General features: G+C 37.5%; 23 protein-coding genes. 9 read left to right on the top strand and 14 right to left on the bottom strand.

Annotated features, from left to right (window positions below):
* Position 1 precedes the first annotated feature (1 nt).
* Positions 2 to 1,456: a phospholipase D-like domain-containing protein gene (locus BM141_RS01445; RefSeq protein ID WP_177217227.1), complete on the top strand. Its 1,455-nt coding sequence runs from the start codon at positions 2 to 4 to the stop codon at positions 1,454 to 1,456.
* A gap of 40 nt (positions 1,457 to 1,496) precedes the next feature.
* Complete coding sequence (locus tag BM141_RS01440) at positions 1,497 to 2,009, top strand: hypothetical protein (RefSeq protein WP_143090748.1); 513 nt, start codon at positions 1,497 to 1,499, stop codon at positions 2,007 to 2,009.
* Between the two features lie 20 nt (positions 2,010 to 2,029).
* Here BM141_RS01440 and BM141_RS01435 read toward each other — a convergent pair whose 3' ends face one another.
* Positions 2,030 to 3,898: a T9SS type B sorting domain-containing protein gene (locus BM141_RS01435; RefSeq protein ID WP_091538769.1), complete on the bottom strand. Its 1,869-nt coding sequence runs from the start codon at positions 3,896 to 3,898 to the stop codon at positions 2,030 to 2,032.
* A 300-nt stretch (positions 3,899 to 4,198) separates the two neighbouring features.
* Here BM141_RS01435 and BM141_RS01430 point away from each other — a divergent pair, with 300 nt between their 5' ends.
* Positions 4,199 to 4,471, top strand: a complete 273-nt coding sequence (locus BM141_RS01430) for a hypothetical protein (RefSeq protein WP_091538766.1) — start codon at positions 4,199 to 4,201, stop codon at positions 4,469 to 4,471.
* On the opposite strand, the gene BM141_RS01425 is transcribed toward BM141_RS01430, so the two are convergent.
* The 4 genes from BM141_RS01425 to BM141_RS01410 form a co-directional block, all read right to left on the bottom strand.
* Positions 4,466 to 5,623 (bottom strand): App1 family protein, encoded by a 1,158-nt coding sequence (locus BM141_RS01425; RefSeq protein WP_091538763.1) that lies wholly within the window; start codon positions 5,621 to 5,623, stop codon positions 4,466 to 4,468. The two genes, BM141_RS01430 and BM141_RS01425, sit on opposite strands and share 6 nt — an antisense overlap.
* Positions 5,624 to 5,628: 5 nt before the next feature.
* A complete protein-coding gene (locus tag BM141_RS01420; RefSeq protein WP_221407614.1) occupies positions 5,629 to 6,759 on the bottom strand; it encodes a lipase family protein in 1,131 nt (376 codons plus the stop codon).
* Between the two features lie 186 nt (positions 6,760 to 6,945).
* Complete coding sequence (locus BM141_RS01415) at positions 6,946 to 7,845, bottom strand: glycerophosphodiester phosphodiesterase (RefSeq protein WP_091538755.1); 900 nt, start codon at positions 7,843 to 7,845, stop codon at positions 6,946 to 6,948.
* A gap of 318 nt (positions 7,846 to 8,163) precedes the next feature.
* Positions 8,164 to 9,285 carry a TolB family protein gene (locus tag BM141_RS01410; protein ID WP_245763958.1) on the bottom strand — a complete coding sequence of 374 codons (1,122 nt, stop codon included), beginning with the start codon at positions 9,283 to 9,285 and terminating at the stop codon, positions 8,164 to 8,166.
* 163 nt (positions 9,286 to 9,448) lie between these two features.
* On the opposite strand from BM141_RS01410, the gene BM141_RS22495 reads away from it, so the two are divergent.
* Entirely contained in the window at positions 9,449 to 9,601 is a 153-nt protein-coding gene (locus BM141_RS22495) for a hypothetical protein (RefSeq protein WP_143090747.1), read from the top strand.
* Positions 9,602 to 9,773: 172 nt separating this feature from the next.
* On the opposite strand, the gene BM141_RS01405 is transcribed toward BM141_RS22495, so the two are convergent.
* From BM141_RS01405 to BM141_RS01390, 4 genes are read right to left on the bottom strand one after another with little or no spacing between them, the layout of a single operon-like run.
* Positions 9,774 to 10,139, bottom strand: a complete 366-nt coding sequence (locus BM141_RS01405; protein ID WP_091538751.1) for a T9SS type A sorting domain-containing protein — start codon at positions 10,137 to 10,139, stop codon at positions 9,774 to 9,776.
* Positions 10,115 to 10,729 carry a trypsin-like serine peptidase gene (locus BM141_RS23385; protein WP_091538748.1) on the bottom strand — a complete coding sequence of 205 codons (615 nt, stop codon included), beginning with the start codon at positions 10,727 to 10,729 and terminating at the stop codon, positions 10,115 to 10,117. Before BM141_RS23385 ends, BM141_RS01405 begins: the two co-directional genes overlap by 25 nt.
* On the bottom strand, positions 10,713 to 11,525 hold the full coding sequence (locus BM141_RS01395; protein WP_091538745.1) for a hypothetical protein: 813 nt from the start codon (positions 11,523 to 11,525) through the stop codon (positions 10,713 to 10,715). The genes BM141_RS23385 and BM141_RS01395 overlap by 17 nt, the downstream gene beginning before the upstream one ends.
* A 23-nt stretch (positions 11,526 to 11,548) precedes the next feature.
* The gene (locus BM141_RS01390; RefSeq protein ID WP_143090745.1) at positions 11,549 to 12,106 is read right to left on the bottom strand and encodes a hypothetical protein; all 558 of its coding nucleotides are present in this window, start codon (positions 12,104 to 12,106) and stop codon (positions 11,549 to 11,551) included.
* A gap of 378 nt (positions 12,107 to 12,484) precedes the next feature.
* Here BM141_RS01390 and BM141_RS01385 point away from each other — a divergent pair, with 378 nt between their 5' ends.
* From BM141_RS01385 to trpD, 3 genes are all read left to right on the top strand, one after another.
* A complete protein-coding gene (locus BM141_RS01385; protein WP_091538740.1) occupies positions 12,485 to 13,879 on the top strand; it encodes a TolC family protein in 1,395 nt (464 codons plus the stop codon).
* A gap of 235 nt (positions 13,880 to 14,114) precedes the next feature.
* On the top strand, positions 14,115 to 14,681 hold the full coding sequence (locus BM141_RS01380) for an anthranilate synthase component II (protein WP_091538737.1): 567 nt from the start codon (positions 14,115 to 14,117) through the stop codon (positions 14,679 to 14,681).
* A gap of 4 nt (positions 14,682 to 14,685) precedes the next feature.
* Complete coding sequence (gene trpD / locus BM141_RS01375) at positions 14,686 to 15,675, top strand: anthranilate phosphoribosyltransferase (protein ID WP_091538734.1); 990 nt, start codon at positions 14,686 to 14,688, stop codon at positions 15,673 to 15,675.
* Between the two features lie 120 nt (positions 15,676 to 15,795).
* Here the strand turns inward: trpD and BM141_RS01370 are convergent, their stop codons facing one another.
* The 4 genes from BM141_RS01370 to BM141_RS01350 all read right to left on the bottom strand — a co-directional run bounded on the left by BM141_RS01370 (position 15,796) and on the right by BM141_RS01350 (position 19,871).
* Entirely contained in the window at positions 15,796 to 16,365 is a 570-nt protein-coding gene (locus BM141_RS01370) for a 50S ribosomal protein L25/general stress protein Ctc (protein ID WP_091538730.1), read from the bottom strand.
* Between the two features lie 99 nt (positions 16,366 to 16,464).
* Positions 16,465 to 17,388 carry a ribose-phosphate pyrophosphokinase gene (locus BM141_RS01365; protein WP_091538726.1) on the bottom strand — a complete coding sequence of 308 codons (924 nt, stop codon included), beginning with the start codon at positions 17,386 to 17,388 and terminating at the stop codon, positions 16,465 to 16,467.
* A 377-nt stretch (positions 17,389 to 17,765) separates the two neighbouring features.
* Complete coding sequence (locus tag BM141_RS01355) at positions 17,766 to 18,485, bottom strand: DUF3667 domain-containing protein (protein WP_221407613.1); 720 nt, start codon at positions 18,483 to 18,485, stop codon at positions 17,766 to 17,768.
* A gap of 351 nt (positions 18,486 to 18,836) precedes the next feature.
* Positions 18,837 to 19,871: a LuxE/PaaK family acyltransferase gene (locus BM141_RS01350; protein ID WP_245763957.1), complete on the bottom strand. Its 1,035-nt coding sequence runs from the start codon at positions 19,869 to 19,871 to the stop codon at positions 18,837 to 18,839.
* A 92-nt stretch (positions 19,872 to 19,963) separates the two neighbouring features.
* Between BM141_RS01350 and BM141_RS01345 the strand changes: the two genes are divergently transcribed.
* Together BM141_RS01345 and BM141_RS01340 are read left to right on the top strand one after the other, a co-directional pair.
* The gene (locus tag BM141_RS01345; RefSeq protein ID WP_143090744.1) at positions 19,964 to 20,512 is read left to right on the top strand and encodes a hypothetical protein; all 549 of its coding nucleotides are present in this window, start codon (positions 19,964 to 19,966) and stop codon (positions 20,510 to 20,512) included.
* A 208-nt stretch (positions 20,513 to 20,720) separates the two neighbouring features.
* Positions 20,721 to 21,635 carry a helix-turn-helix domain-containing protein gene (locus BM141_RS01340; protein ID WP_091538715.1) on the top strand — a complete coding sequence of 305 codons (915 nt, stop codon included), beginning with the start codon at positions 20,721 to 20,723 and terminating at the stop codon, positions 21,633 to 21,635.
* A 27-nt stretch (positions 21,636 to 21,662) separates the two neighbouring features.
* On the opposite strand, the gene map is transcribed toward BM141_RS01340, so the two are convergent.
* Positions 21,663 to 22,496: a type I methionyl aminopeptidase gene (map, locus tag BM141_RS01335; RefSeq protein WP_091538711.1), complete on the bottom strand. Its 834-nt coding sequence runs from the start codon at positions 22,494 to 22,496 to the stop codon at positions 21,663 to 21,665.
* Positions 22,497 to 22,538: the final 42 nt, after the last annotated feature.

Here is a 22,538-nt window from a genome sequence, read left to right as displayed (position 1 = left end):
TATGGAACAGGTATTTTTTAAAAATATACAAGATGTCATCGTCAGAGAACTGCAAAATGCTCAAAAAAGTATTCAAATAGCAGTTTGTTGGTTTAGTAATAGGCAGATTTTTGATAAATTATTAGAAAAAACTAAACAGGGGCTTGATGTTCAGTTGATTTTATTAGATGATTACCTGAACAAAAGAATCGAGGGACTGCCTTTGAATGAACTGATTAGTATAGGAGCAAAATTGTACTTTTCCGATAAAACCGCTCCTATACATCATAAGTTTTGTATCATTGACCATGCTGTCTTGCTCAATGGTTCTTACGATTGGACGTATTTTTCTGAAAGCAAAGCCTTAGAAAATATTTTGGTAATCAAAGACAATCAAGAAATTATAAAAGCATTTGAGCAAGAATTTAGCTTGATGACTTCCGTGCTTACGCTGGTAACTGAGGTAATTCCCTATACAATGGCTGAGGGTTTGATTAATGACAATTTTGGATTAAAGCATTATCTTTCCGAAGATGTGTATTTGCAAGCACTCAAAGCAGGCGAAGATGGCGATGACATGAATGCCTTGGCTCTCATGCACCACTCTGCACAAATAGATGAATACAAGGCAGAAGTACAGCAGGAGTTTATCAAAGAAAAAACTAAAGTAGAGGAAATAGAGGAAGAGGAAAGCCAAGCGGAAAAACCTGTTTATACAAGTAGGGGATTGGGCATGGTTACAACTTACGAGCCTACCCACGTGGAGGAGAGCTACCAAGAAGCTAATGATGAGGAAAATGAGGAGCAGGGAGCAGAGACTTCAAATGATATGACAGAAAATCAGAAGGATAGCGCAAGCGTTCAAGAAGTGGAATATCAGCAAGCAGAGAGGAATGAATACGTAGAAAATTCAGATTTTACAGAAAGTCAAAAAGATACTAATACAAAGGATACTTCCTCTGTAGCAGAAACAACAACGACTACATTCAATCCTGAGGCAGAAAGCATCATTCAGCAAGGCGAGTTTGCATACCAACAAGGTAGATTAGAGGAGGCAGTGCAATTTTTCTTACAAGCCATTCAAATACAACCCGATAATGCAAAAGCATATCTAAACATAGCGATTGTGAAGTGGAGGCAAGGAAAATTCCACGAGCAAGCCCAATTTGCTGCACAAAGTTTGCGATATGATACAAGTAATGCCAAAGCCTACAATACGCTTGGCTTAGCACAAGATAGATTGGGCAATCATGCCGAAGCCATAGAAAATTATAGCAAAGCATTGGAAATCAGCCCTGATAATTATTCTTATCTTTGGAATAGAGGCTTGGCACTGAAGGCGATAGGAAAACGACAAGAGGCACTGATAGACATGGGCAAGGTTGTTAAACTTTGCAATCAAGTCATTATGAATCAGCCAAGTAATCAAAATGCCCAGCAAACTCTTGCCGCCGCAATGAAAGAAATGGGAACGTAGGTATAGTTGAGTGTTTCTGGCTTTTAGTTTATCGTTTGAGATGAAAAAAAGAGTTATTTATTCATGTTTATTCATTATCAGTTTTTTATGTGTGGCTTGCCCTTATGAGTCTGCTATCCCCATCGATAGTCCCAAAGTGCCTATAAACAAAAATCTAATAGGGGTATGGAAAGAAGCAGGTCATACAGAAGAACCCAATAACTATGACATCAGGAAATTTGATGATTTCACTTACCTGATTACAGAAAATACCTATCGCAAGCAAGACCGCGCCTTAGAGCAAAAAAAGTTTAAGGGGCATATTTCTATGGTAGAAAATTCCGTTTTTCTCAATATCAAAATGGTAAAAGACAGCTTTAATCTGACTGTTTCAGATAATTATTTTCTATATAAAGTTGATATTCAAAAAGATAAACTTAAACTTTTGCCTCTTTCACAATACATCAGAGAACAGTTTAGTAGTCCTACCGATTTACAAGCCTTCATCAAAAAATATCAGCATTTGAGCTTTTTTTATGCAGAAGAAAGCGAGTATGTAAAAGTGAATGATTGAGCAAAAGTACATACCATTTTTTACTTCACTATCGTCAAAATCGTCCTTTCGCTTATCTTTTTCCCTATATCGTCCTTGCCTTCTATAGTCAAAATGTACGCACCTTCAGGGACAAGTTCACCATTGAACCTGCCGTCCCAACTTGCATTGAGGTCTGTGCTTTCATAGACCAAAGTTCCCCAACGATTGAATATTTGCAAGCGAAACTCATTAATAAAGTTGCCTTTTACGCTAAAAGTATCATTCAAACCGTCATTATTGGGGCTAAAAGCATTAGGATAAATAAGTTGGGCTTTTACTCTGATAGAAACTATGTTAGAATAAACCAATATGCCATTCACTACTCCACGAATCCTATAGCGAGTAAATTGCCTGTCCAAGTTTATCTTTGCTTCTATCAAAGTACCGCTATTATTAGGAATAACCCGATAAGGATTGTTGTTGAGGTCTAACTTTTCTACTGCTAAGCTACTCACTCCTGTAGCTACCCAGTTCAGCACTACCTCGTTATCCTCCTCAGTCAGTACCAAGCGAATAGGGCAGGCGATGCTACTTTCTGGGGAAGTATTGCCACACTCATCTACATAAAAAAGTTTATAGCAATAATCCTTGTTGAGCAAATCTGCGGAAACATCTACAAAAGGAGGCGTATTAGGCACTTGTATCCTCGTAGAGTTCCCCTGCTCGTCTGTTCTCAATAAAAAAGTAGATTGTGGCTTACTGTCTGTAGGCACTTGCCAGCGAATTTCAATATTTTCATTGACAACATTTGCTACAAATTGGGCTACGGCTCGGGGGTTGGATTCCCTCGAGGCAACTATACACTTGGTTGCTGAGATAGATTTGGTCGTACCTCCATTAGCCGTACACTCTATCCTATAGCAGTATTCCTGCCCACACTTGACATCAGTGTCGATAAAAGTAGTGGTATTAGGATTGGTAATAGTTCTAATCGGTTTATCATCTCTGTAAACGATGTAATTGACAAAGCCAAAATCATTTAACCTGTTCCAAGCCAAAGAGTTTCTGCCTATAGAAGTATTCACACTCAGCAGTAACGTACTCACTGCTTCAGAAGCAAACTCCTCCTCTCCCCCGCACTGGTCGAGGGCTAAGATTCTATATCTATAAAAATCAAAATTAGAAACTCTATCTGGACTCACGATAGAGCTACTTCCGCTTCTCAAATCAATTCTTTTATTGTCGCCACTTACCAACGAGTTTTGCAACAGACGATAATTGGTGGTAAGACTATTGAGAGTAAAACTTACTTCTACTCTGTCATCGCTTAGCACTCTCACTTGCCTAAGAATGCCTTTGGGCTGTCTTTCCAAAGGTGTAATCATTTTTTGGGTGCTACCACAACTTGCATTTGCTGTAGTAGCGTTGCCATAGACAGTTATTCTGACAGGAGAGCTACTACTGTATTTGACAGAGGCGGTTTCCCCACCTTTTACTGTTTTATTTTGCCCATTGCCAAAATCAATAAAATAATCCTCGAAGTCTTTACTGCTTACAGTAACATTGACTACAAAATTAGAGCAAAATTGTATGTCAAAAGCAGGATTAGCAGGGTTAGTTACTTCTATAAAATACTGACCGTCAGTTTTCATACCCCCACTACCGCCTGTGTTGATGTATTGAGTAATTGCATACCTGCCAGCTCTGCTATAAGTAACCTCTTTGTCAGGGACAGGTCCTCTGCCATCGCCGTAGTCATAAAAAATCAAAGAAGCAGCCGCTCCAGAGCAGTCGTTAGGTCTGATTCTCAGCGGGGCGCACCCTTTGGTAATATCTGTTTTGAAGCAAGGGGTAAAGTTACCTTGTGAAAATAACTGATTGATAAACAATAATAAAAATGCAATGGTAAATATTATAAAGCGTTTCATAAGTTCTGTATATGATTTTTAGGTTTTAGGTCAATTTTAATGCCTAACAGTTGTTATCTGTTCTTTATTAAGATTTACGTATTATTTTCAATTAACTTTAAAAAAATTCTTTTTTATTACATCTGTCCGATAATGCACAGTAATATGTTAAAATGCGAACATAGATTAGCTATAATTGAAACATAATGATTGTCAATATATTGATAACTAAGTACTTAATATTTTGGCATATAGATTGAATACTTTTGCTTGAAACTTAAACTGCTTTTTTATTCATCGTCAAATTAATTTTTTATCATTATGAAATCAAAGTTTAACTTTTTATCTATACATGAAATCTATTTGCTTAGTGGTCTTTCTGTTGTGATAGTCATAGCACTTCTACCGCTTGTATTAGACTTTTCCTTGTCTTTTGAATTTGCTATTTTCTACTGGTCTATGGTCATCGTTTTAGCTGTTATCTTTGCCTCTTTCATTCTTTTTCGCCAAAACAAAGAAATGAGAAGCAGTGAGAAGCAAATTAGGATATATAGCAAAATGATTAAAAATCTAAAAAAGTATCGTAACTTATAGCTTATCAAAAATAGGAAAATCAAACTCGGAATATTCCTGATAATCATGGTCTTGCTGAATAGCATCAAGGGCTTTTTCATTGATGAATCCCTTTTGGACTGCATGATTTCCTGCGGCTAAGGTGTCTTGTGCAAATATCATTTCTACTCCCAAAGCCTGTGCTTTTTCTGCAATTTGGGCTATTTCTGCATCTCTTTTCTCTGCGGAAACATCTCTTATATAAACTGATAAAACCCGCTCAGGATAAGTTTGGATTGCTTCTAAGTAAATTTCGGGGTCGTGCTGTCCGCTGTCGCCGATGAGGATAAACTTCAAATTGGGGAAAAGAGCCATGATTCGTTGGATTTGTGCCAATTTATGGTCGCCATGCGAGGACTGCAAAAATTGGTCTTTGGAAAGCCCTAAATCTCGTAAGAAAAATACTCCTTTGGGAATATGCCTTACCTCGCAAAAATCTTTTAAGAAATCAAATAAGTTCCAAGGGCTACTCGATACGTAAAAAATAGGATTATAACTACGTTCCTCTTTACCTTTTTGCAAGGCTTTGTAAAAAGCGGACACTCCTTTGAAAGGCAAGCGCGTTTGAGCATTTCGCATGAAAGTTAGTTGGATAACCTTAGTAAGTTCTGTAGCTTTGGTTTGTAAAATGGTATCGTCTATGTCGGAAATAATGCCAAATTGGGCAGTAGCAGGCGGTACTAATATTTTGCCTACTACTTCTACTTTATCTTGTTTCTTCCCTCTTACCTCTACAAGTTCCAAATGAATCTCCTCCCAAATTTGATTAGGAGTAAAAGGCTTTTCCAATTCCATGTCTAAGGTAAAGTATCCTTCCTCATCAGTAATCAGTTCTATTTCAGTATCTTTGAAAACTGCTTTTATCTTTACATTAGGCAACTCATTGCTATTCATTCGCTTATAAGAAGCTACTAAATTATCCCAAATAGAATCATTACCCTGTGCCTCTTTGATATTTCTATCTTCTAATACTCTGCCTTTCAGGTAAATAGCTTTCCCATTGCTACAACCGTAATAGGGCAAAATCATAATCTCATCATAGCCGCCTAAGCGTTCTCGGAGTTCAGTTTTCAACTTATCAAAATGTTCCTCTGCATTGACGGCTATTTTTTTAAATACTGATTTCCAATCCATTGCATTTAATTATTGAATCTAAAAAAGAAACTATATACTTGCAAAGCATAGTTAGGGACTGCCGAGTAGTGGTCGCCGTCCACCAATGCCAACTCTACATTGCTTGCACCTCTTGCTCGCATTGCATCGTAAGCCGTTTGAGAGTTAAGCGGAATCACAAAATCATCATCTCTCCCATGCACCAATAGCATAGGGGTTTGCGGTTTCCAATCAAATACATCATTGTCTTTGAGTACATTGAGAAACTCTGCATCTGTGCTATTGATGATACCATTGCGAAAGTTTGAAGTAAATAAGCGTTGCGGGTTTAAGTCTATGTCTGTAAATACGCCTTTTTGTTGGATATTGGTTGCATTAGGCTCGGTAAAAAAAGCACTTAAAGGGCGATTGAGCTTGTAAATGTTGTTGTAAGTCTGCAAAACCCAAACGTAATAGTTGATGAAAGTGAGGTTGGAGTTTTGTGCTGCCACATATCTGGAAAAAGCAGTTTTGTTGTAAGCCCCCGCTCCCATAACACTTGCTGTAATTTTGAACTCCGTAGGAAACTCCTCTTCCATCATTTTTTGCATAGACATCGTAGCGAAGCCCCCTTCGGAGTAGCCTGTCAAGAAAAGTCTATCATTGAGGTTTACTCTTTCAATCCTACAAAACTCTTTGACGGCTCTGAGCATATCTATCGAGGCCGTAGCCAAAGATTTTCTATGCTCGTAGGGGTGCGGGATTTGCTTAGAAACTCCATAGCCTAAGTAATCAGGCATAGAAACTACATAGCCAATGGAAGCGATGAGTGAACCCAATAGACCTGCTTCGCTATTTTCTGCAAAGTTAGAGGGAGCTTCGCTATCGCTCCTAATCGTTCCGTGCTGATAGCTGGCAATCGCTAACTTATCAGAAGTAACAGGGATTAGCACTGCTCCAGAGGCTTGTATTTCCTTGTTATCCAAGTCTTTAGTTTTATAAATAATTCTATAAGCCTTAAAAGAATATTTAGTAAGCGAACTAACTAATGGATTACTGCCTAAACGTCTATCTACATTGGCTTTACTTACTTCTCCAAGAGGAGTAGCACTGATAAAATATTGAGGAGCAGGTAACTCTTCGTTATTTTTAGAACAAGAGGCAAATAGTACTATCACTGCAAGGAAAGATAGTACATATTTTAACAAACGGACGCAAGAATATGGTTTGAGCATAATGGATAAAAGTATAATGTTTACTCACAATATCGAACTCTATGCCGTGTGAGTAAACAAAATTAGCTAATTTTTAGAAAGTAATATAAAATCAGCGGGCTGAGCAAGAATTTTTAACTTTTCAAACTTCTACTTTTCCAATAACTTCATTGCTCTGTCAGGATAATCGGTAATGATGCCATCTACGCCTTGTTTTTTGAGTTTGAGCATGGTTTCGTAGTCATTAATCGTCCAAGGAATAAGTTTAATCTGCTCCTTGCGACAGTAATCCACCAAAGTATCCGTTACCAAAATGTAATAAGGGCTATAAATTGCAGGTTTAAAACCTAACTCTTTGATATTTTGCTCAAAATAAGGCTTCTCTGCTACCAATAAAGCCAGGGAGATTTTTTCATCAACTTTCTTGACTTCTTGCAAAGTGCGTATATCAAAAGATTGGATAGTAGTTCTTTCTAACATTCCTTTCTGCTTTACCAATTCATAGAGTAAATTGGCAAACTCAGCGGGGGCAGGGTGAGCGATGTTGTCTGTTTCAGGTTGAGATTTGGTTTCTATGTTGTACTTTACAGGAGATAGGTTCTTGTCTTTCAAATATTTTTCTACTGTATCTATGACCTCAGCCAGCAAAGGCTTACTTACTTTCATCTTTTCTTGTTCGGGAAAGCGTGGATTTCCCTTGCTTCCACAATCGCAACGGCTGATTTCTTCATAAGTCATCTGATAGAGGTTGTACTTTTTCTCGTTGTCAAAGTCCTCGCCTTCCAATCCTTTGCAGATAGTCGGCGAAAGATAAGGCTCATGCGAAACTACTAACTGCTTGTCTTTGCTCACCACTACGTCTAATTCTAAGGTATTTACGCCTATGTCTATAGCTTTGAGGAAAGCAGGAATAGTATTCTCGGGTAGCAGTCCCCTACACCCTCTATGTCCTTGTATATCAAAACTTTCGTTAGGTACTTCCATAGTTTTTGGATTGTTTTGGCAAGCCGTACTCAGACTGATGAGCAGTAAAAATAAAAGTTTTTTCATTTTGAAGTTTGTTTTTGAGATTTGAAAATTTGTTGCTTTTATGATTTTCACGAAACTACATAAGTAATTCAACTAATTAAAACGTTTTTTGATTCAGTGCCGTAGGCACGACAGCTTTGTAGTGAATAGCAGTCAAATAGGTTTGTCCAAGTCCCGTTAGGGACGATACATAAAATTAATAATCAATTAGTTACGTACCTAACAGGACTTTGATGATTATTTCTTATGATTTACTACAAAGCGGTCATTCCTACAGAATTAAAAGAATGCACAAAAAGTTGAATTACTTGTGAGAATGAGTTGTTTTACAAGTACTTCTTAATCCACCCAGTCCGCAATAAACAAATTCGTGTCCCTTGTGCCATTATTATTTCTATTAGAACTGAAAATCAGTTTTTTGCCATCATAGGAAAACATAGGGAAAGAATCAAAAACACCGTCATAAGTTATCTGTTCTAAACCTGTACCGTCCAAGTTAATCATGTAAATATTAAACTGGAAGCCGCGCTTAGAGGCATGATTGGAACTAAAAAGAATTTTTTTGCCATCAGGAGTAAAGAAGGGTGCCCAATTAGCTTTGCCTAAGTTAGTAACCTGCCTCAAATCAGAGCCATCAGCATTACAAACAAAAATTTCCATGTTGGTCGGTTGGACTAAACCATCTTTGAGCAAGTCTTTGTATTCTTTGATTTCTTCTGGCGTTTTGGGGCGAGAGGCACGAAATACTATCTTAGAACCATCAGGTGAGAAGAACGCACCTCCGTCATAGCCTAAATCTTTGGTAATTTGCTTAGGTTTAGAGCCATCTATATTCATTACCCAAAGTTCCAAATCCCCTGAACGCGTGGAAGTAAACACAATTTTATCTCCTTTGGGAGAAACGGTAGCTTCTGCATCATAGCCCTTAGTTTTAGTGAGTTGCTTCTTAATTTTGCCATTCAAATCTGCCACAAAAATATCGTAATCATCATGAATAGCCCAAAGGTATTTGCCTGTATTTCTATTAGGTACAGGGGGGCAGGCATCTCCTCCTTTATGGGTAGAAGCATAAATAATAGACTGATTGTCAGGAAGAAAATAAGAACAAGTAGTACGCCCCTTAGAGGTACTAATCATTTGTGGTTTCTTATTTCTCATGTCCCCATCTTTTAGGTCAAAATAAAAAATCTGGTCGCACTCCAAGCCCCACATTTTGTAATTAGACTGGAATACTATTTTTTGATTGTCAAAACTAAAATAGGCTTCTGCATTATCTCCACCAAAAGTGAGTTGTCGTAGATTTCTCAGGTGTTTTTCTTCTTTGTATCGTAAGGAGTCTGTATCGCTTTGTTGATGATTTGCTGATTTCTGAGTCAAAGTGTTTCTACTGGTAGAGGAAGATAAAATAACAAAGCCTAAGATAATCATATTGATTACCAAAATAGTAATGTATTTTTTCATGTGATATTGATTTTTATTTATCAAATAAGGTCAATGCAAATGATTAATATTTTCTAATTTTGTTTCAAAGGTAAGGACTTATCGAGGCATTTGCAAACCTGAGCATAAAGTTTGTAGATGTAACGATTTGCATTATTTAGTCATTCATTTTAATCAAACTTTTATGGATAAGGAAATCTATGACAAGGTAGTAAGTTTACTATCTAAAAATCAAAAAATTGCCGCAGTAAAATTGCTTTGCGACACAAGAAAATACGGGCTAAAAGAAGCTAAAGATATGGTAGATGAAATAGAAAAAAACCTACCTAAGAAGTAATCTTTGCGTTTAAACAATAAAGACCTTACTTATTTATAACCAATAGGGCAAATAGATTACTTCCTTAGGCGATAATTATGGAACACGGATTTTACAGATTAGATAGATGTTCGCTGATGAACTATACAAAAATCCGTGTTCCATAAATACGGTAATAATTTAGATAAATACCTTAGCATCCCCCTCCACCACAGCAAACTGAGTTTACCAGTACGTGTTGGCTACTGACCTTGCCATTAAATTCAGTGCGAAGAATATACTGTCCCTCTTTGAGGTCTGAAGTATCCCAGTCTATACGGTGCTTGCCTTTGCTTTTGCCTTCTTTGACTACATTGCCATTGAGGTCGTAGAGTTTTGCTTCAAAGTCAAGCCTTTCCCCCAGTGCCTCTGTTAGCAAGTTGGTTTGGTCGTCTTTTTTCTTAGCTACTATACTGAACTGCCCAACTCGCCCACAGGGAAAGATGTCGTAACAATTGACGGCAGAGACTGGTATCTGTTTCCACCCACTCCAGCCTAAGCAGTTGCGGACTCTGACCAAGACGGTACCTCCTGCGTCGCCTGTGGAGCGAATCTGGGTGGTATTGCGACAGATGATGTTCTGAGAAGTCCCGCAGGAAAGTCCTGTGGCGGTAGGTTGGATAAGCTGCATACTGCCATAGGAAGGGGTGAAGTTCCACAATCTCCTCGATTATTTTGGTCTCCATGTAATTGCCCAACAATTCTTCTATTGTTATCAAATAATGGAGAACCAGAGGAACTTGGTTCTACAGTACCTTGGTCAAATTGTACTCTCCAATGTGTATTAATAGAATTAAGCCAATTAACTATCTGGGCAGGATTATTATCAATAGAAATTTTCATGACATCTCCTCTTGGGTGGTGAATACCTGCCGAGTTAGGTGTAGGCTGATTGTTACGCGACCAACCTGCGTAGGTAATGCCTGTACTGCCTTCGGGGGATTGAGTAAGTTGTAAGAGCGCAAAATCTGTAGGATTAGAAGCTGCTATAAAATTAGCCCCTGTGAAAGAAACAAAATTTGTCCCATCTCCACCATTGCACGAGGGACTTCTATATCTAAATCGGAAAACAAAATTTAAGGTTTGGTCTTGCTCATTGTTGCAAAACATTATCGACATTATTATCTAAACAATGAAATGCAGTTAATAGGTTAGGAACAAAGTTTTGGCAGTTATTAGTTGCATTATTTACTAATGCACCTGAGCAGAATCTATCGCCATTAGCTAATAAAAGCATAGCTACTGCATTCGATTCTTGTTGCCAATTATTACCCGCGGGGCAATTAATATTGACATTACAAGAACTGGACTGACCAAACCCCCCGCTCATGGCTTGAAACATATCTTTGTAAGCGTGAATCACCTTATTAATATGTAATATGCTTGCTTCTTTGATTTCTAAGGGTTCGTAGAGTTCTAAGATGATACTTTCTCCTTGAATCAAATCCGTAGCAAATACACCTGCTTTGTTATTTTCACGAGCAGTAATAGGACCTATTTCCATACTTTTCTCTGCATTGTAGATAAATAGCTCTGCACCTTCTGCTAATTTGAATTGGTCAAACTGGAGGTTGAGAGAATAGGCTTTTTTAGAAGTGATTTGTAATTGCCAAACTCTGCCATTAAGGGTTTCTGTCCATCTGCCATTGGAAAGACCTAAGTCTGTTTCAAAAGCGACCCCAAAGCGTGGGGGGCTGCCTTTCTCTCCATCTGCTTTGTCTTCTTGGAGCAGTTTATTGAGATTGATTTCTTTTTTTAAATCAATTTGTGTGGGGGGGGTAAATAACTGATTATCAGTTATTTTTCTTTGACTTAATTGCTGATTTTTAATCCTTTTTGTTGTTATTTGCGCACATAGCCCGTGAGCAAGAAGTAAGATAAATGAGAAAATAAATAGCTTTTTCATAAAATTTAGATGATTGATTTTAACTATTTTACTTCAAAGTAAATTTCAAAAGTCTTAGTTGTGTGTTTGGAATCTACCATGCGTTTACCTCTCGATTCATAGAAGGTTTGAGTAAAGCCTGTTCTGTATTGCCCCTTGGGAAGACTTTTGTTAGGATTCTCACAATAATCACCTGCATAAAGCCAATTATACTTTATTTCATAAGGGTATCTAACTGCGCCTATGGGATATCCGCCCTCCAGTGTAACAGAAGCCTCTTCTAAACAAGCTGCCATACCAATATATGATTCTTTTCCTTCTACTATTTTATAAACTTTGCAAAAGCCATTATGCAGAATTTCTGGCTTGAAATTGTAAAGTGCATTAAGTGTAGGGTCTCTATTGATAATCACAAAGCTAAAGGTAATATCTTCCCCTTGTTTGAAGGTAGTCGTTACTTCCCCTTTAGAGTTAAGTAGCCTATACTCAAAGTCCACAGGGAAGGGTTCGGAGTCCTTCTCACAGCCGAAGCCAGAAAGAAGCAACAGGCAAATCGCTGTCAGTACCCGTACTGAGGTAGCGTACATTTTTAATTTTTTCATCCGTTTTTTAGTTATGAATTGTGAGTTAATAATGAGTGAGTTAGGCTATGATGAAGGGAGAATTTTTTTGCTCATAATCTGTGAGGCGGTTGCGAGGCGCAAGCGATAGATTCAGGGGATTCTTTTCATGTATAGCCGTATTTCCAAAGAACTTTTTAGTATCATTGACGTAATAAAGTTAAGAAAGGTGGAGGGAAATGAAGAAAAAAGTAAGAACATTTTTTGTATGATATTGGCAGTGTCCCATCTACCTAAGAAGTAATCTTTGCGTTTAAACAATATTTTATCTTTATGGTTTTATAATTTTGTAAGCAAATAAACGCTGTTGCAAAGCAAAATCCACTTAAAACTATTTTTTTTTATATAAAAAATCTGTAAATGAAGAAGTTAATAGTATTCATATTTTTTTGTATTACCTATTATCCCGTTTATAGTCAAGATAAAATATTTACCATTAGTGCCTTTTATGACCAACTGCTGATAGGGCATCCTATTGTAAGGCAGGCAAATCTACTTTCAGAGTTTGGTCGCCAAGAAATCCGTTTGGCACGTGGAAACTTTGACCCCAAATTATATTCTACTCTCGAAGCAAAAGAATTTAAAAATACCCAATACTTCAACACTTGGCAGTCCGAAGTAAAAATTCCTACGTGGTTAGGAGTGGACTTTAAGGCTGGTTTTGAGCGAAATAGCGGTGTTTATCTTAATCCTTCAAGTACCGTACCTTCCTCTGGTTTGGCGTATGCAGGCATCAGCATACCTATTTTGCAAGGAATGCTCTTTGACCAAAGACGAGCTGCACTCCGCGAAGCCCAGTATTTCAAAGAAATTGCCGAAGCAGATAGAATCAAAACCATCAACAAGGTGATTCTGCAAGCTACCAAAGATTATTGGTTTTGGTTTTTGGCTTATCACCAATTACGAATCAATCAAAATGGGTATGAATTGGCAAGAGTACGCTATGAGGCGGTAGTGGACAGAATTATTCAGGGAGATTTGGCTGGCATAGACTCTGTAGAGGCAAAAATTATTGTGCAACAAAGGGAGGTAGCTCTTAGGGAATCAGAAGTAATACTGACTAATGCTCGCCTTATTTTGTCCAATCACCTTTGGGACGCTCAGAGCAACCCTATAGAATTGCAGCCCGATGTCGTGCCTACCACTAACCTCAACGAGGTAGATATAAAAATGAGCTTAGAAGAACTCTTGGCTTTTGCCCGCCAAAATCACCCTGAAATAGTAAAACTTAACTTCAAAATCAAGCAGTTAGCTGTAGGGCGAAGGTTAGCAATAGAAATGCTTAAGCCTGTGGTAAACCTGAATTACAATTTTTTAGGGCAGAGTCCATGGTTTGATGAAAGTAATCAAGGGGCTTTTTTCCGAAACAATTATAAGTACGGCATTGACTTTTACTTTCCCTTGTTGTTGAGAAAAGAAAGAGCCAAATTACAACAGACCAACATTAAATTGCAACAGACCCAATTTGAACGGAATCAGGTCAATAGGGAAATTTTTAACGAAATTAATGCGATTTACAATGAGCTAAAAAATCTTGAAAACTTGCTTAAAATCCAAGAAAGCATGGTTAATAACAACCGAATTTTGCTCACAGGTGAACAGGAAAGGTTTACTTTGGGGGAAAGTTCTTTGTTCTTAGTCAATACGCGGGAAACCGCTTTTCTAAGTGCAGAACTCAAATTCATAGAGTTACAGTTTAAATATGCCAAAGCAAAGGCTGAGTTGCTCTGGGCAGCGGGAAGAGGCATAGAATAAATTTTTCTCTTAAAATTTGTTCTAATCATAAAAACTTGCTTTTTTTGGGGAAAAAAATTAAGAGAAATGACCCATCAAATCTTATCTACTTGGCGAAACAACTTTTGGTGTGAGCATCGCTTGCATGAGTGGTTAGCCATTGGATAAGGTTATCAGAATAGATACTTTTAAAACGGCTTGCTGTTCATGCGAAACAGCAAGCCGTTTTTTGTTTTAAAATAAATTATATAACTATATGAAAATCTTAGTATTAGACAATTACGATTCTTTTACTTATAATTTGGTACACTTGCTCAAAGAGTTAGGACATTCGCCTGAGGTAGTCAGAAATGATAAGATTAGTCTTGAGGAAGTAGGTGGCTATGACAAAATCCTGCTTTCTCCCGGTCCGGGCGTACCAGAGGAAGCAGGTATTATGCCTGATTTATTAAAAAAATACAGCCCAAGCAAAAGTATTTTAGGAGTTTGTTTAGGACACCAAGCGATTGGAGAGGCTTTTGGGGGAAGCCTGACCAACCTCAGCGATGTATTTCATGGAGTAGCTACCAAAACCAGCATTTTGGACAAAGAAGAAAAGTTATTCCAAAATATTCCTGAAAAAATTGCTACTTGCCGCTATCACTCTTGGATAGTCAATACGTATGATTTGCCTGATTGTCTGCAAATTACAGCAGTAGATGAGTATGGCAACATCATGGCACTAAGGCATAGAGAATACGATGTCAGAGGGGTACAGTTTCACCCAGAATCTTATATTACAGAATATGGCAAACAAATGATTTACAACTGGTTAAACAACTAACAACATGAAAGAAATTTTAAATCACCTTTTTGAATACAAGACGCTGAGTAAGGAGATTTCCAAAGAAGTGCTGATGAACTTGGCTCAGGGAAAGTACAACAACAGTCAAGTAGCCTCTTTTATCACTGTTTTCCTGATGCGTAGCGTAACGGTGGAGGAACTCAGTGGCTTCCGCGAGGCGATGATGGAGTTGTGTATTCCCCTCGATGTGAGTGCTTATAATACGATTGATGTTTGCGGGACAGGCGGCGATGCCAAAGATTCCTTCAATATCAGTACGATAACAAGTTTTGTAGTCGCAGGGGCAGGGCAGATGGTCGTCAAGCATGGAAACTATGGTGTATCCTCAGTTTCAGGTTCTTCTAATGTCTTACAGTATTTTGGATACAATTTTACCAATGATAAAGATTTTCTAATCAGAAAGTTAGAAACTTGTAATATTTGCTTTCTCCACGCTCCTCTGTTCCACCCTGCTATGAAGAACGTAGCCCCTGTTCGCAAGGAATTAGGTGTAAAAACCTTTTTCAATATGCTGGGACCTATGGTCAATCCTGCCAATCCCAATAATCAGTTTGTGGGCGTTTTTAGCTTAGAATTGGCTCGTTTGTACGGTTATTTGTATCAGGGATTGAATAAAAACTATGCGATTGTTCACTCCTTAGATGGCTATGATGAGATTTCGCTGACAGGGAATTTTAAAGTAATTGGGAATGAGGGAGAAAGAATTTTACACCCCAGAGATTTGGCGATGCACCAATATACCCCTAAGGACTTGTATGGAGGAGAAACCGTAGAGGAAGCAGCAAAAATTGTGGAAAAAGTCTTAAGCGGCGAGGGGTCAAACGCACAAAACGAGGTAGTAATTGCCAATGCAACTATTGCTTTGAAAACTGCACAACCCAAACTAACTATGGAAGAAGCAAAAGAAAAAGCGGAGGAGGCTTTGTTTGGAGGAGAGGCAAAGAAAGTGTTTTTGAAGTTGATAGAGAACTGAAACTGCATTAGATGTAGGTCTGACTTTCTAAGTCAGGCACTATTTTATCAAAAAAGTCCTAAACTTTTTCCAAGTTTAGGACTTTCAAGTTTAGCACTTTGGAAATATCTAACGGACAAACTATGCCTCGTTAGTTTTTCCTTTGAGTTCTCTTGGAACAGTTACCGTAGCGACTGTTACCGCAGGGTTAGTCAATATTTCAAAACCCTCTGCCTTAGCATCAGAAATTCTTACAGATTTGCCTAAGTCTAAGCCAGAAACATCTACCGTTACTTGAGAAGGTAAGTTCTTTGGCAAGGCTTTTACTTTTACTCTTTCTATTTTTTGGAAAAGTTTACCCCCTTTTTGCACGCCGGGAGCAGAACCTACCAAACGCAAAGGCACTTCCAACTTTACAGGCTTATTCTCATCTAATTCCAAAAAGTCAGCGTGTAATATAATCTCATTGACTGGGTGGAACTGGATGTCTTGCAAGATACATCTATAAATATCTCCCTCAATGTTCAGCTCTACCTCATATACTTCTGGCGTATAAACCAATTTTTTAAACATAATCATGGGGATAACACAGTGTATGTGTTGTTTGCCACCATAAACTACCGCAGGCACCATCGCCTCCTTACGCAATTCTCTTGCGTTTGCTTTTCCGAGATTTGCTCTTTTATACCCTATAATCTCTAATTTTTCCATTTGAATAAAAATATTAATTGTAAAAAAGAAAATTGAAAACTTGATGCCTCAAAATTATTTAAAAACAACTCCTCAGTCATCAATTATCTTTATTTAGCCTTATATAAACAAAGTGCTAATAGATTCTTGGTCATTGATTTTCCTGATAGCCCTTGCGAACATATCTGCTACTGAAAGTACTTTGATTTTCTCAAAATCGCCTTTGGGGGGAATAGTATCCGTAACAGCTACTTCTTCTAATGCAGAATTAGCAATATTGTTTATCGCATTACCAGAGAGAATCGCATGAGTGCAAATTGCCCTTACGCTTTTTGCACCTTTTTCTTTCAAGATGTCAGCTGCCCTGCAAATCGTTCCTGCAGTATCTATCATATCATCTACTAAGATGACATCTGCTCCTTCTACATCTCCAATTACCTGCATAGAAGCCACCTCATTAGCTCTTTTCCTGTGCTTGTCGCATATTACCAAATCCGCATTAAAATAGCTCGCATACATTCTTGCCCTGCTTACCCCACCTACATCAGGGGCGGCAAAAGTAGGTGTAATTTTGAGTTGCTTGATGTATGGAGCAAAAATAGTAATGCCATTCAAGTGGTCGACAGGAATATCAAAAAAGCCTTGAATTTGTCCTGCGTGCAAGTCGCAAGTAATTACCCTGCTTGCTCCCGCCGCAGAGATAATATTTGCTACCAACTTAGCGGCAATACTCACTCTTGGACGGTCTTTGCGGTCTTGGCGTGCATAACCAAAATAAGGAATCACTACATTCACGTATTCGGCAGAAGCCCTTTTTGCTGCATCTATCATCAACATCAGTTCCATAAGATTGTCAGCGGGAGGACAGGTAGATTGAATCAGAAAAACGTGTTCCCCTCTAATAGATTCGGTAAAAGCAACAGAAATTTCTCCATCGCTAAACCTATTCAATTCGACTGAACCTAATGGCTTTCCGTAAGAATGAGCTATTTTTTCCCCAAGTTCTGCAGTTGCCGAGCCTGCATACAACCTTACTGATGACATGATGCTATGGTTTATAAATAAAGAATCCTGAAACTACGTTCAGGATTGATGCTTTTAGTTGTTCCATCTGGGGTCGAACCAGAACTCTTCTGAACCAAAATCAGACGTGTTGCCAATTACACCATGGAACAGTTTTTATTTCATTGAATTGCGGTGCAAAGATACGATACTGATTTTTATTTCCAAAACATTTTTTAATTTTTTTGTTGCCGTCAATAAAAACTTCATCTCCTGTACTTATCAAATTAGTGCTTCATCTTTCCTGTCAAATCACCTTCCTGACGTCAGTATTTTGCTTGCATAACATTCTAATTAGTGTTGCTCATTGCCTTTAACGCCAACAAAGCAAGAAGATAGTGATTTATTTTTCCCTTGCTTTAAGGTTTGAAAAGGATAAAAATAATTACTCCAACGATTGATGCTGCTACTATGAAAGCAATAAAGCCCAAAATATAGGCAAAAAATGCTTTTACATAATTTACTATCCTTTTGCCATCGAAAAACTGTCCCATAGCCCAAGTGCTATAAAATGCACCTATTACCGTTGCAACTTCTATAAAATTAAACTTCATTAATACTTGAAGGACAGCAAAAACAAAATAAATCAACATAAACATACCGACTACATAACAACAGAGTATCAAAATTTCAAAAAAATTGAACTGATACTTTCTGAACAACAGCTTGTTCCAGAATGCTATAAAAAAGCCTGCTAATATATTTGCATATTCATAGTTTCCTTGTATAAATCTCATAACCGATACCGCTTCCGTCTGTTCTAATCCCATATCTGCTATATACTTATCCTCAAAGTGGGTGAGACGATTGAATAATGAATAAATAACAGATGTAACAATAACAAAAGTGAGTGGCTTGATGAGTTTATCTCTGTTTCCTGCAAGAAAATCCCTAATACTGCGACCAGGACGCATAATAAGTTCGCGAATGGTGTAAAAAATACCTTTTTCCAACTGAAATACTTTCCCGATTTCACTCAAGATGTAGAGTCCATCGATTCTCGCAGGATTTGCCGCTTGCCCACAATTAGGGCAAAAGTTCTGGGCTACCTCGCTATTACAATTTTTACAGTTCATCATTACATTAGTCAAATATAGGTAGTTGGTTTGATTTTTCTTGCTTGGTTTTACAAATTGGAACAGGGCAGGAATCTTTAGATAGAAAAGCCCACTACAATCTTTTGAGTGGGCTTTGTGAAAATTATACCTTTACTATCTTGCTTGTTGTGGGTTTTGAAACCTTTGAGTAAGTTGGGCAAGTTTTATAGGCACAAGAAGTTGCTCCTAATAAACAAAGTGCAGCAATAGCTACTAAAATTCTATTTTTCATGAGAAATAATGAGTTATGAGTTATGTAATGATATTTAGATGTTAGATATTAAATGTTTGGATTGTTATTGTAAAGACCAGAAACTAAAAACGACGAGCTTTTCAAACTATCATCAAATTGCACCCTCTTACGTCTGCATTGTCATAACGCCCTAACACTTTAAAATGTTCATGGTCTATCAAAGTTCCCAAATCTTTTGTTTCTATAAAAGCACAAGAATCTATATTTGCTAAGTCTATCACATTGATTCCCCCATTTTTCACATGTCCTCCTACCTCAAAAGGGTCATTCACATCACGCAAAAGTACTTTCATAAAAGGAGGACATCGGAAAATCCCATCCTTTATAGCATAAGCCTGCGAAAGTAACTCCGTCATGCCATACTCTGAATGAATTTGTTTAACATTGAATGCCTCTTTGAGTATCTGATGCACCTCCTCCCTAATCATTTCTTTTCTTCTTCCCTTCATTCCTCCTGTTTCCATGATAACTACATGAGATAAGTCCATAGAATAATGCTCTGCAAAATCTAATAACGCAAAAGTTACACCAATCAAGATAGCTTTTTGTTTTTTTTCTTGTAATTTTCTTAGACAGTCTATCATTTCTTGTGTATGTTTTAAATAAAAACCAGAGAAGTTTTCTCCTTGCTCATTTGCTTTTTTACTGCTTTCTATAAAACTTTTTACCATGTAAACCAAAGAAGAATTAGCCCGCTCTATATAAGAGGGTAATAAAGCAAAAAACTGATAATCAGCTAATTTTCCATAATTAGCTTCAAAAATAGTTCTCGCAACGTTTTGGTAAAAATTGCCGTCTAAGAGGTAATGCTTACTATTTTGCATTCCAGTAATACCACTGCTCTCAAAAATAGTTTCTACGGGAGCATGATGACTGAGGACTTGGTGCGTTTTGAAAAAATCTATCGGTAAAAAAGGAATTTCTGATAACTTTTTTACCTGATTTTTGTCAATAGATAAAGCGGCGAGGTAAGCACGATAGACGGAATTATAGGTAGCTTGGAAATAAAATGCTTGGAGTGCATACTGTTCAAAATTGGAAGGTGTAATTCTGAAGAGTGCATTTTTAAAATTTTTCGTAAATTGCGTTGTATTTATTTCTGTTCCAAGTTTCACTTTGACTATTATTTCTTTTTTTGAATATACATTCAGTAAAATTAAATAGGGATTGCCTTGGGCAATAGCTTAAATAAATTTAACTTTCAGTAATGATGAATACCACAAAAATAATTATTTTACTTTGTTTTCTAAGCCTTTTGGCGACAGCTTGTTTCAAAGAGCCTAATTATGCTGATACACCAGCGATTGCATTTGAGTCTATTAGAAATGTGCCTATCAATAATGGCTCTGACTCGGTCATTATTACGATTGCCTACCAAGACGGGGACGGGGACATGGGGCTTTCCTCTACTGATACGATGCCTCCTTTCCAACGCCTCGTAAGTGGGCAACCCAATCAGTTTTATAATAATTATTTCCTGAATATTTATAAAAAAGTAAGAGGAAGCTATGTACCTGTGAGGTTTGTTGAGCCATCATTTACTCTAAATGGTCGCTATCCAAGATTAAATGGTTCAAGAAAATCTGCCATTGAGGGGACTTTAAAGTATAGCTTTGTATTTTTTTATGTTTTTAGCAATGCTTACACGCCCAGCATTTCTCGAAATGATACTGTTAAGTTTGACGTGCAGGTAGTAGATAGGGCTTTGAATAAAAGTAATATTGTTGAAACACAAGAGATTATTATTGGAAGGTAATCATTTACTTTTCTTTATGTCCTCTAAGCTGGTTTTATAATCTTTGAAATGTGCTATTTTCAATTGCAAAAAATTTTTGAATAATTTTTAGATTTAATTTTTGAATATTAAGTATTATTCTATTAGATTTGTTATACAAAAACTTAGAAAAATAATAAATACCCTTACATACCAAATCTATTAATTCTTAAAATAATGCTTAAAAATCATGGAGGACTACAACAGGGTTATTGAATCTCTTAGTGTTAGGTTCATCAAAGCAAAGGAATTAGAAATTGTACACCCAGTAAAAGTGGCTAATGCTTATGATGTAGAAAATACCTTAATCTTACTCAACAAAGGGACAATGGCATTTGGGGCTGAGAATGAAAAAGTCAATGAGGGAGAGCTTTTATTTCTTCCCGCAGGGAAGATGGTGTCTGTTACCTATGGAAGCAATAGCCCTACGGTGCATACTATTAGCAATGAGGACTTTATCACAAGTAGAGAAAAATATCTTAGGAAAAAAGCAGAAAATAACAGTGCAGATTATTTTTCTTATATCACTTTTGATGCAAAAGTTTTTGATTCTGTTAGTCTTTTTACCTCTTTGGACGTACCTCCATTCATTATTAGATACCATAAATTAGCCAATTTAGTCAAAGACATTGTAGAAGAAACTCATCATGAATATGCGGGCAAGAATCGCGTAGTGGCGATTTATACCGACCAAATCGTTATAGAAATCATTAGGTATATTCTCAAAAATCAGTTGTTTGTTGAGAAATTGGCGACCAATAGCACCTATTTCAAAGACCCACGCCTAATAGATATTTTCTCTTTTATCAAAGAAAATCTTAGTGATGACCTATCTAATAAAGTATTGGCAAATGTTGCCAACGTATCAGAAGACTATGTAGGTCAATACTTTAAGATGATGACAGGCATCAATCCCCAAGACTACATAGAATATCAACGCATGGAAGCAGCAGTAAATCTTCTGCGCACCACCAAGAAAAGCATCAGAGCAATAGGCAATGAAGTAGGTTATAAAGATACTGCTTATTTTTGTCGCCGTTTCAAGATGATGTTTGGTATCCCCGCAGGTAAAATGCGCCGTAGAGAATCTACTATGAGTATGTAAAAAGTTCTGCGTATCGTTTATCTGCTTTTAAATCGCCACAGCATTCCTATTTTTCTCTAAAGCGGCATCTATATAATCAAAGGTAGAAAGTATCTGTGCCTTCCCGTTGATGATAGCGATGTCATGCTCAAAATGAGCTGATGGCTTACCGTCAGCCGCTACTATTGTCCAGCCGTCAGCCAGTTGCTTGACATCTTTCTTCCCTAAGTTTATCATAGGCTCTATTGCTAACACTACTCCATTCTGTAAGACGGGACCCGTTCCTCGCTTCCCAAAATTAGGTACCTCAGGACCTTCGTGAAGCATCTTCCCTACCCCATGCCCTACTAACTCTCTTACGATGGTAAAGCCATTTTTCTCAGCGTGTTGTTGGATAGCATAGCTAATATCACCCACTCTTTTTCCTACTTGCATTTGCTCTATACCTAAGTACAAACATTCTTTGGTAACTTTGAGTAGTTTCATCACCTCAGGTTTCACCTCCCCAACAGGAAAAGTATAAGCATGGTCACCATAAAAATCATTTTTAATAACTCCGCAATCTACTGAAAGCACATCACCATCTCTGAGTTCTCTCTTGCTTGGAATCCCGTGTACTATCTCACTATTCACTGACAGGCAGAGGGTTCCGGGGAAAGGAGGTGCATCAGACCCACTCGGATGTCCTTTGAAGGCGGGTATGCCGTGATTATCTCTGATAAATTCTTCTGCTAACTTATCTAAGTACTCCGTAGTAATTCCCGGTCTTATCTCACTTGCTATCAAGCCTAAGGTTTTGGAAACCAACAATGCACTTTCCCTGATTGCTTCTATCTCTTTTGCTGTCTTGTAGATGATAGGTAATTTTTTGTCAAATCTCATATATTTTATTTGACTCGCTGAGTCTTCTGCTTAAAAATAATT

Source organism: Thermoflexibacter ruber (assembly GCF_900113045.1).
GTDB lineage: Bacteria > Bacteroidota > Bacteroidia > Cytophagales > Thermoflexibacteraceae > Thermoflexibacter > Thermoflexibacter ruber.
The sequence above is the reverse complement of the archived record's forward strand: the minus strand, read 5'-3'. Positions and strand labels throughout refer to the sequence as shown.

Coding starts and splice junctions, on each gene's coding strand:
- BM141_RS01445 (WP_177217227.1), top strand. CDS start 2: ATGGAACAGGTATTTTTTAAAAATATACAAGATGTCATCGTCAGAGAA.
- BM141_RS01440 (WP_143090748.1), top strand. CDS start 1,497: ATGAAAAAAAGAGTTATTTATTCATGTTTATTCATTATCAGTTTTTTA.
- BM141_RS01435 (WP_091538769.1), bottom strand. CDS start 3,898: ATGAAACGCTTTATAATATTTACCATTGCATTTTTATTATTGTTTATC.
- BM141_RS01430 (WP_091538766.1), top strand. CDS start 4,199: ATGAAATCAAAGTTTAACTTTTTATCTATACATGAAATCTATTTGCTT.
- BM141_RS01425 (WP_091538763.1), bottom strand. CDS start 5,623: ATGGATTGGAAATCAGTATTTAAAAAAATAGCCGTCAATGCAGAGGAA.
- BM141_RS01415 (WP_091538755.1), bottom strand. CDS start 7,845: ATGAAAAAACTTTTATTTTTACTGCTCATCAGTCTGAGTACGGCTTGC.
- BM141_RS01410 (WP_245763958.1), bottom strand. CDS start 9,285: ATGAAAAAATACATTACTATTTTGGTAATCAATATGATTATCTTAGGC.
- BM141_RS22495 (WP_143090747.1), top strand. CDS start 9,449: ATGGATAAGGAAATCTATGACAAGGTAGTAAGTTTACTATCTAAAAAT.
- BM141_RS23385 (WP_091538748.1), bottom strand. CDS start 10,729: ATGTTTTGCAACAATGAGCAAGACCAAACCTTAAATTTTGTTTTCCGA.
- BM141_RS01395 (WP_091538745.1), bottom strand. CDS start 11,525: ATGAAAAAGCTATTTATTTTCTCATTTATCTTACTTCTTGCTCACGGG.
- BM141_RS01390 (WP_143090745.1), bottom strand. CDS start 12,106: ATGAAAAAATTAAAAATGTACGCTACCTCAGTACGGGTACTGACAGCG.
- BM141_RS01385 (WP_091538740.1), top strand. CDS start 12,485: ATGAAGAAGTTAATAGTATTCATATTTTTTTGTATTACCTATTATCCC.
- BM141_RS01380 (WP_091538737.1), top strand. CDS start 14,115: ATGAAAATCTTAGTATTAGACAATTACGATTCTTTTACTTATAATTTG.
- trpD (WP_091538734.1), top strand. CDS start 14,686: ATGAAAGAAATTTTAAATCACCTTTTTGAATACAAGACGCTGAGTAAG.
- BM141_RS01370 (WP_091538730.1), bottom strand. CDS start 16,365: ATGGAAAAATTAGAGATTATAGGGTATAAAAGAGCAAATCTCGGAAAA.
- BM141_RS01365 (WP_091538726.1), bottom strand. CDS start 17,388: ATGTCATCAGTAAGGTTGTATGCAGGCTCGGCAACTGCAGAACTTGGG.
- BM141_RS01355 (WP_221407613.1), bottom strand. CDS start 18,485: ATGATGAACTGTAAAAATTGTAATAGCGAGGTAGCCCAGAACTTTTGC.
- BM141_RS01345 (WP_143090744.1), top strand. CDS start 19,964: ATGATGAATACCACAAAAATAATTATTTTACTTTGTTTTCTAAGCCTT.
- BM141_RS01340 (WP_091538715.1), top strand. CDS start 20,721: ATGGAGGACTACAACAGGGTTATTGAATCTCTTAGTGTTAGGTTCATC.
- map (WP_091538711.1), bottom strand. CDS start 22,496: ATGAGATTTGACAAAAAATTACCTATCATCTACAAGACAGCAAAAGAG.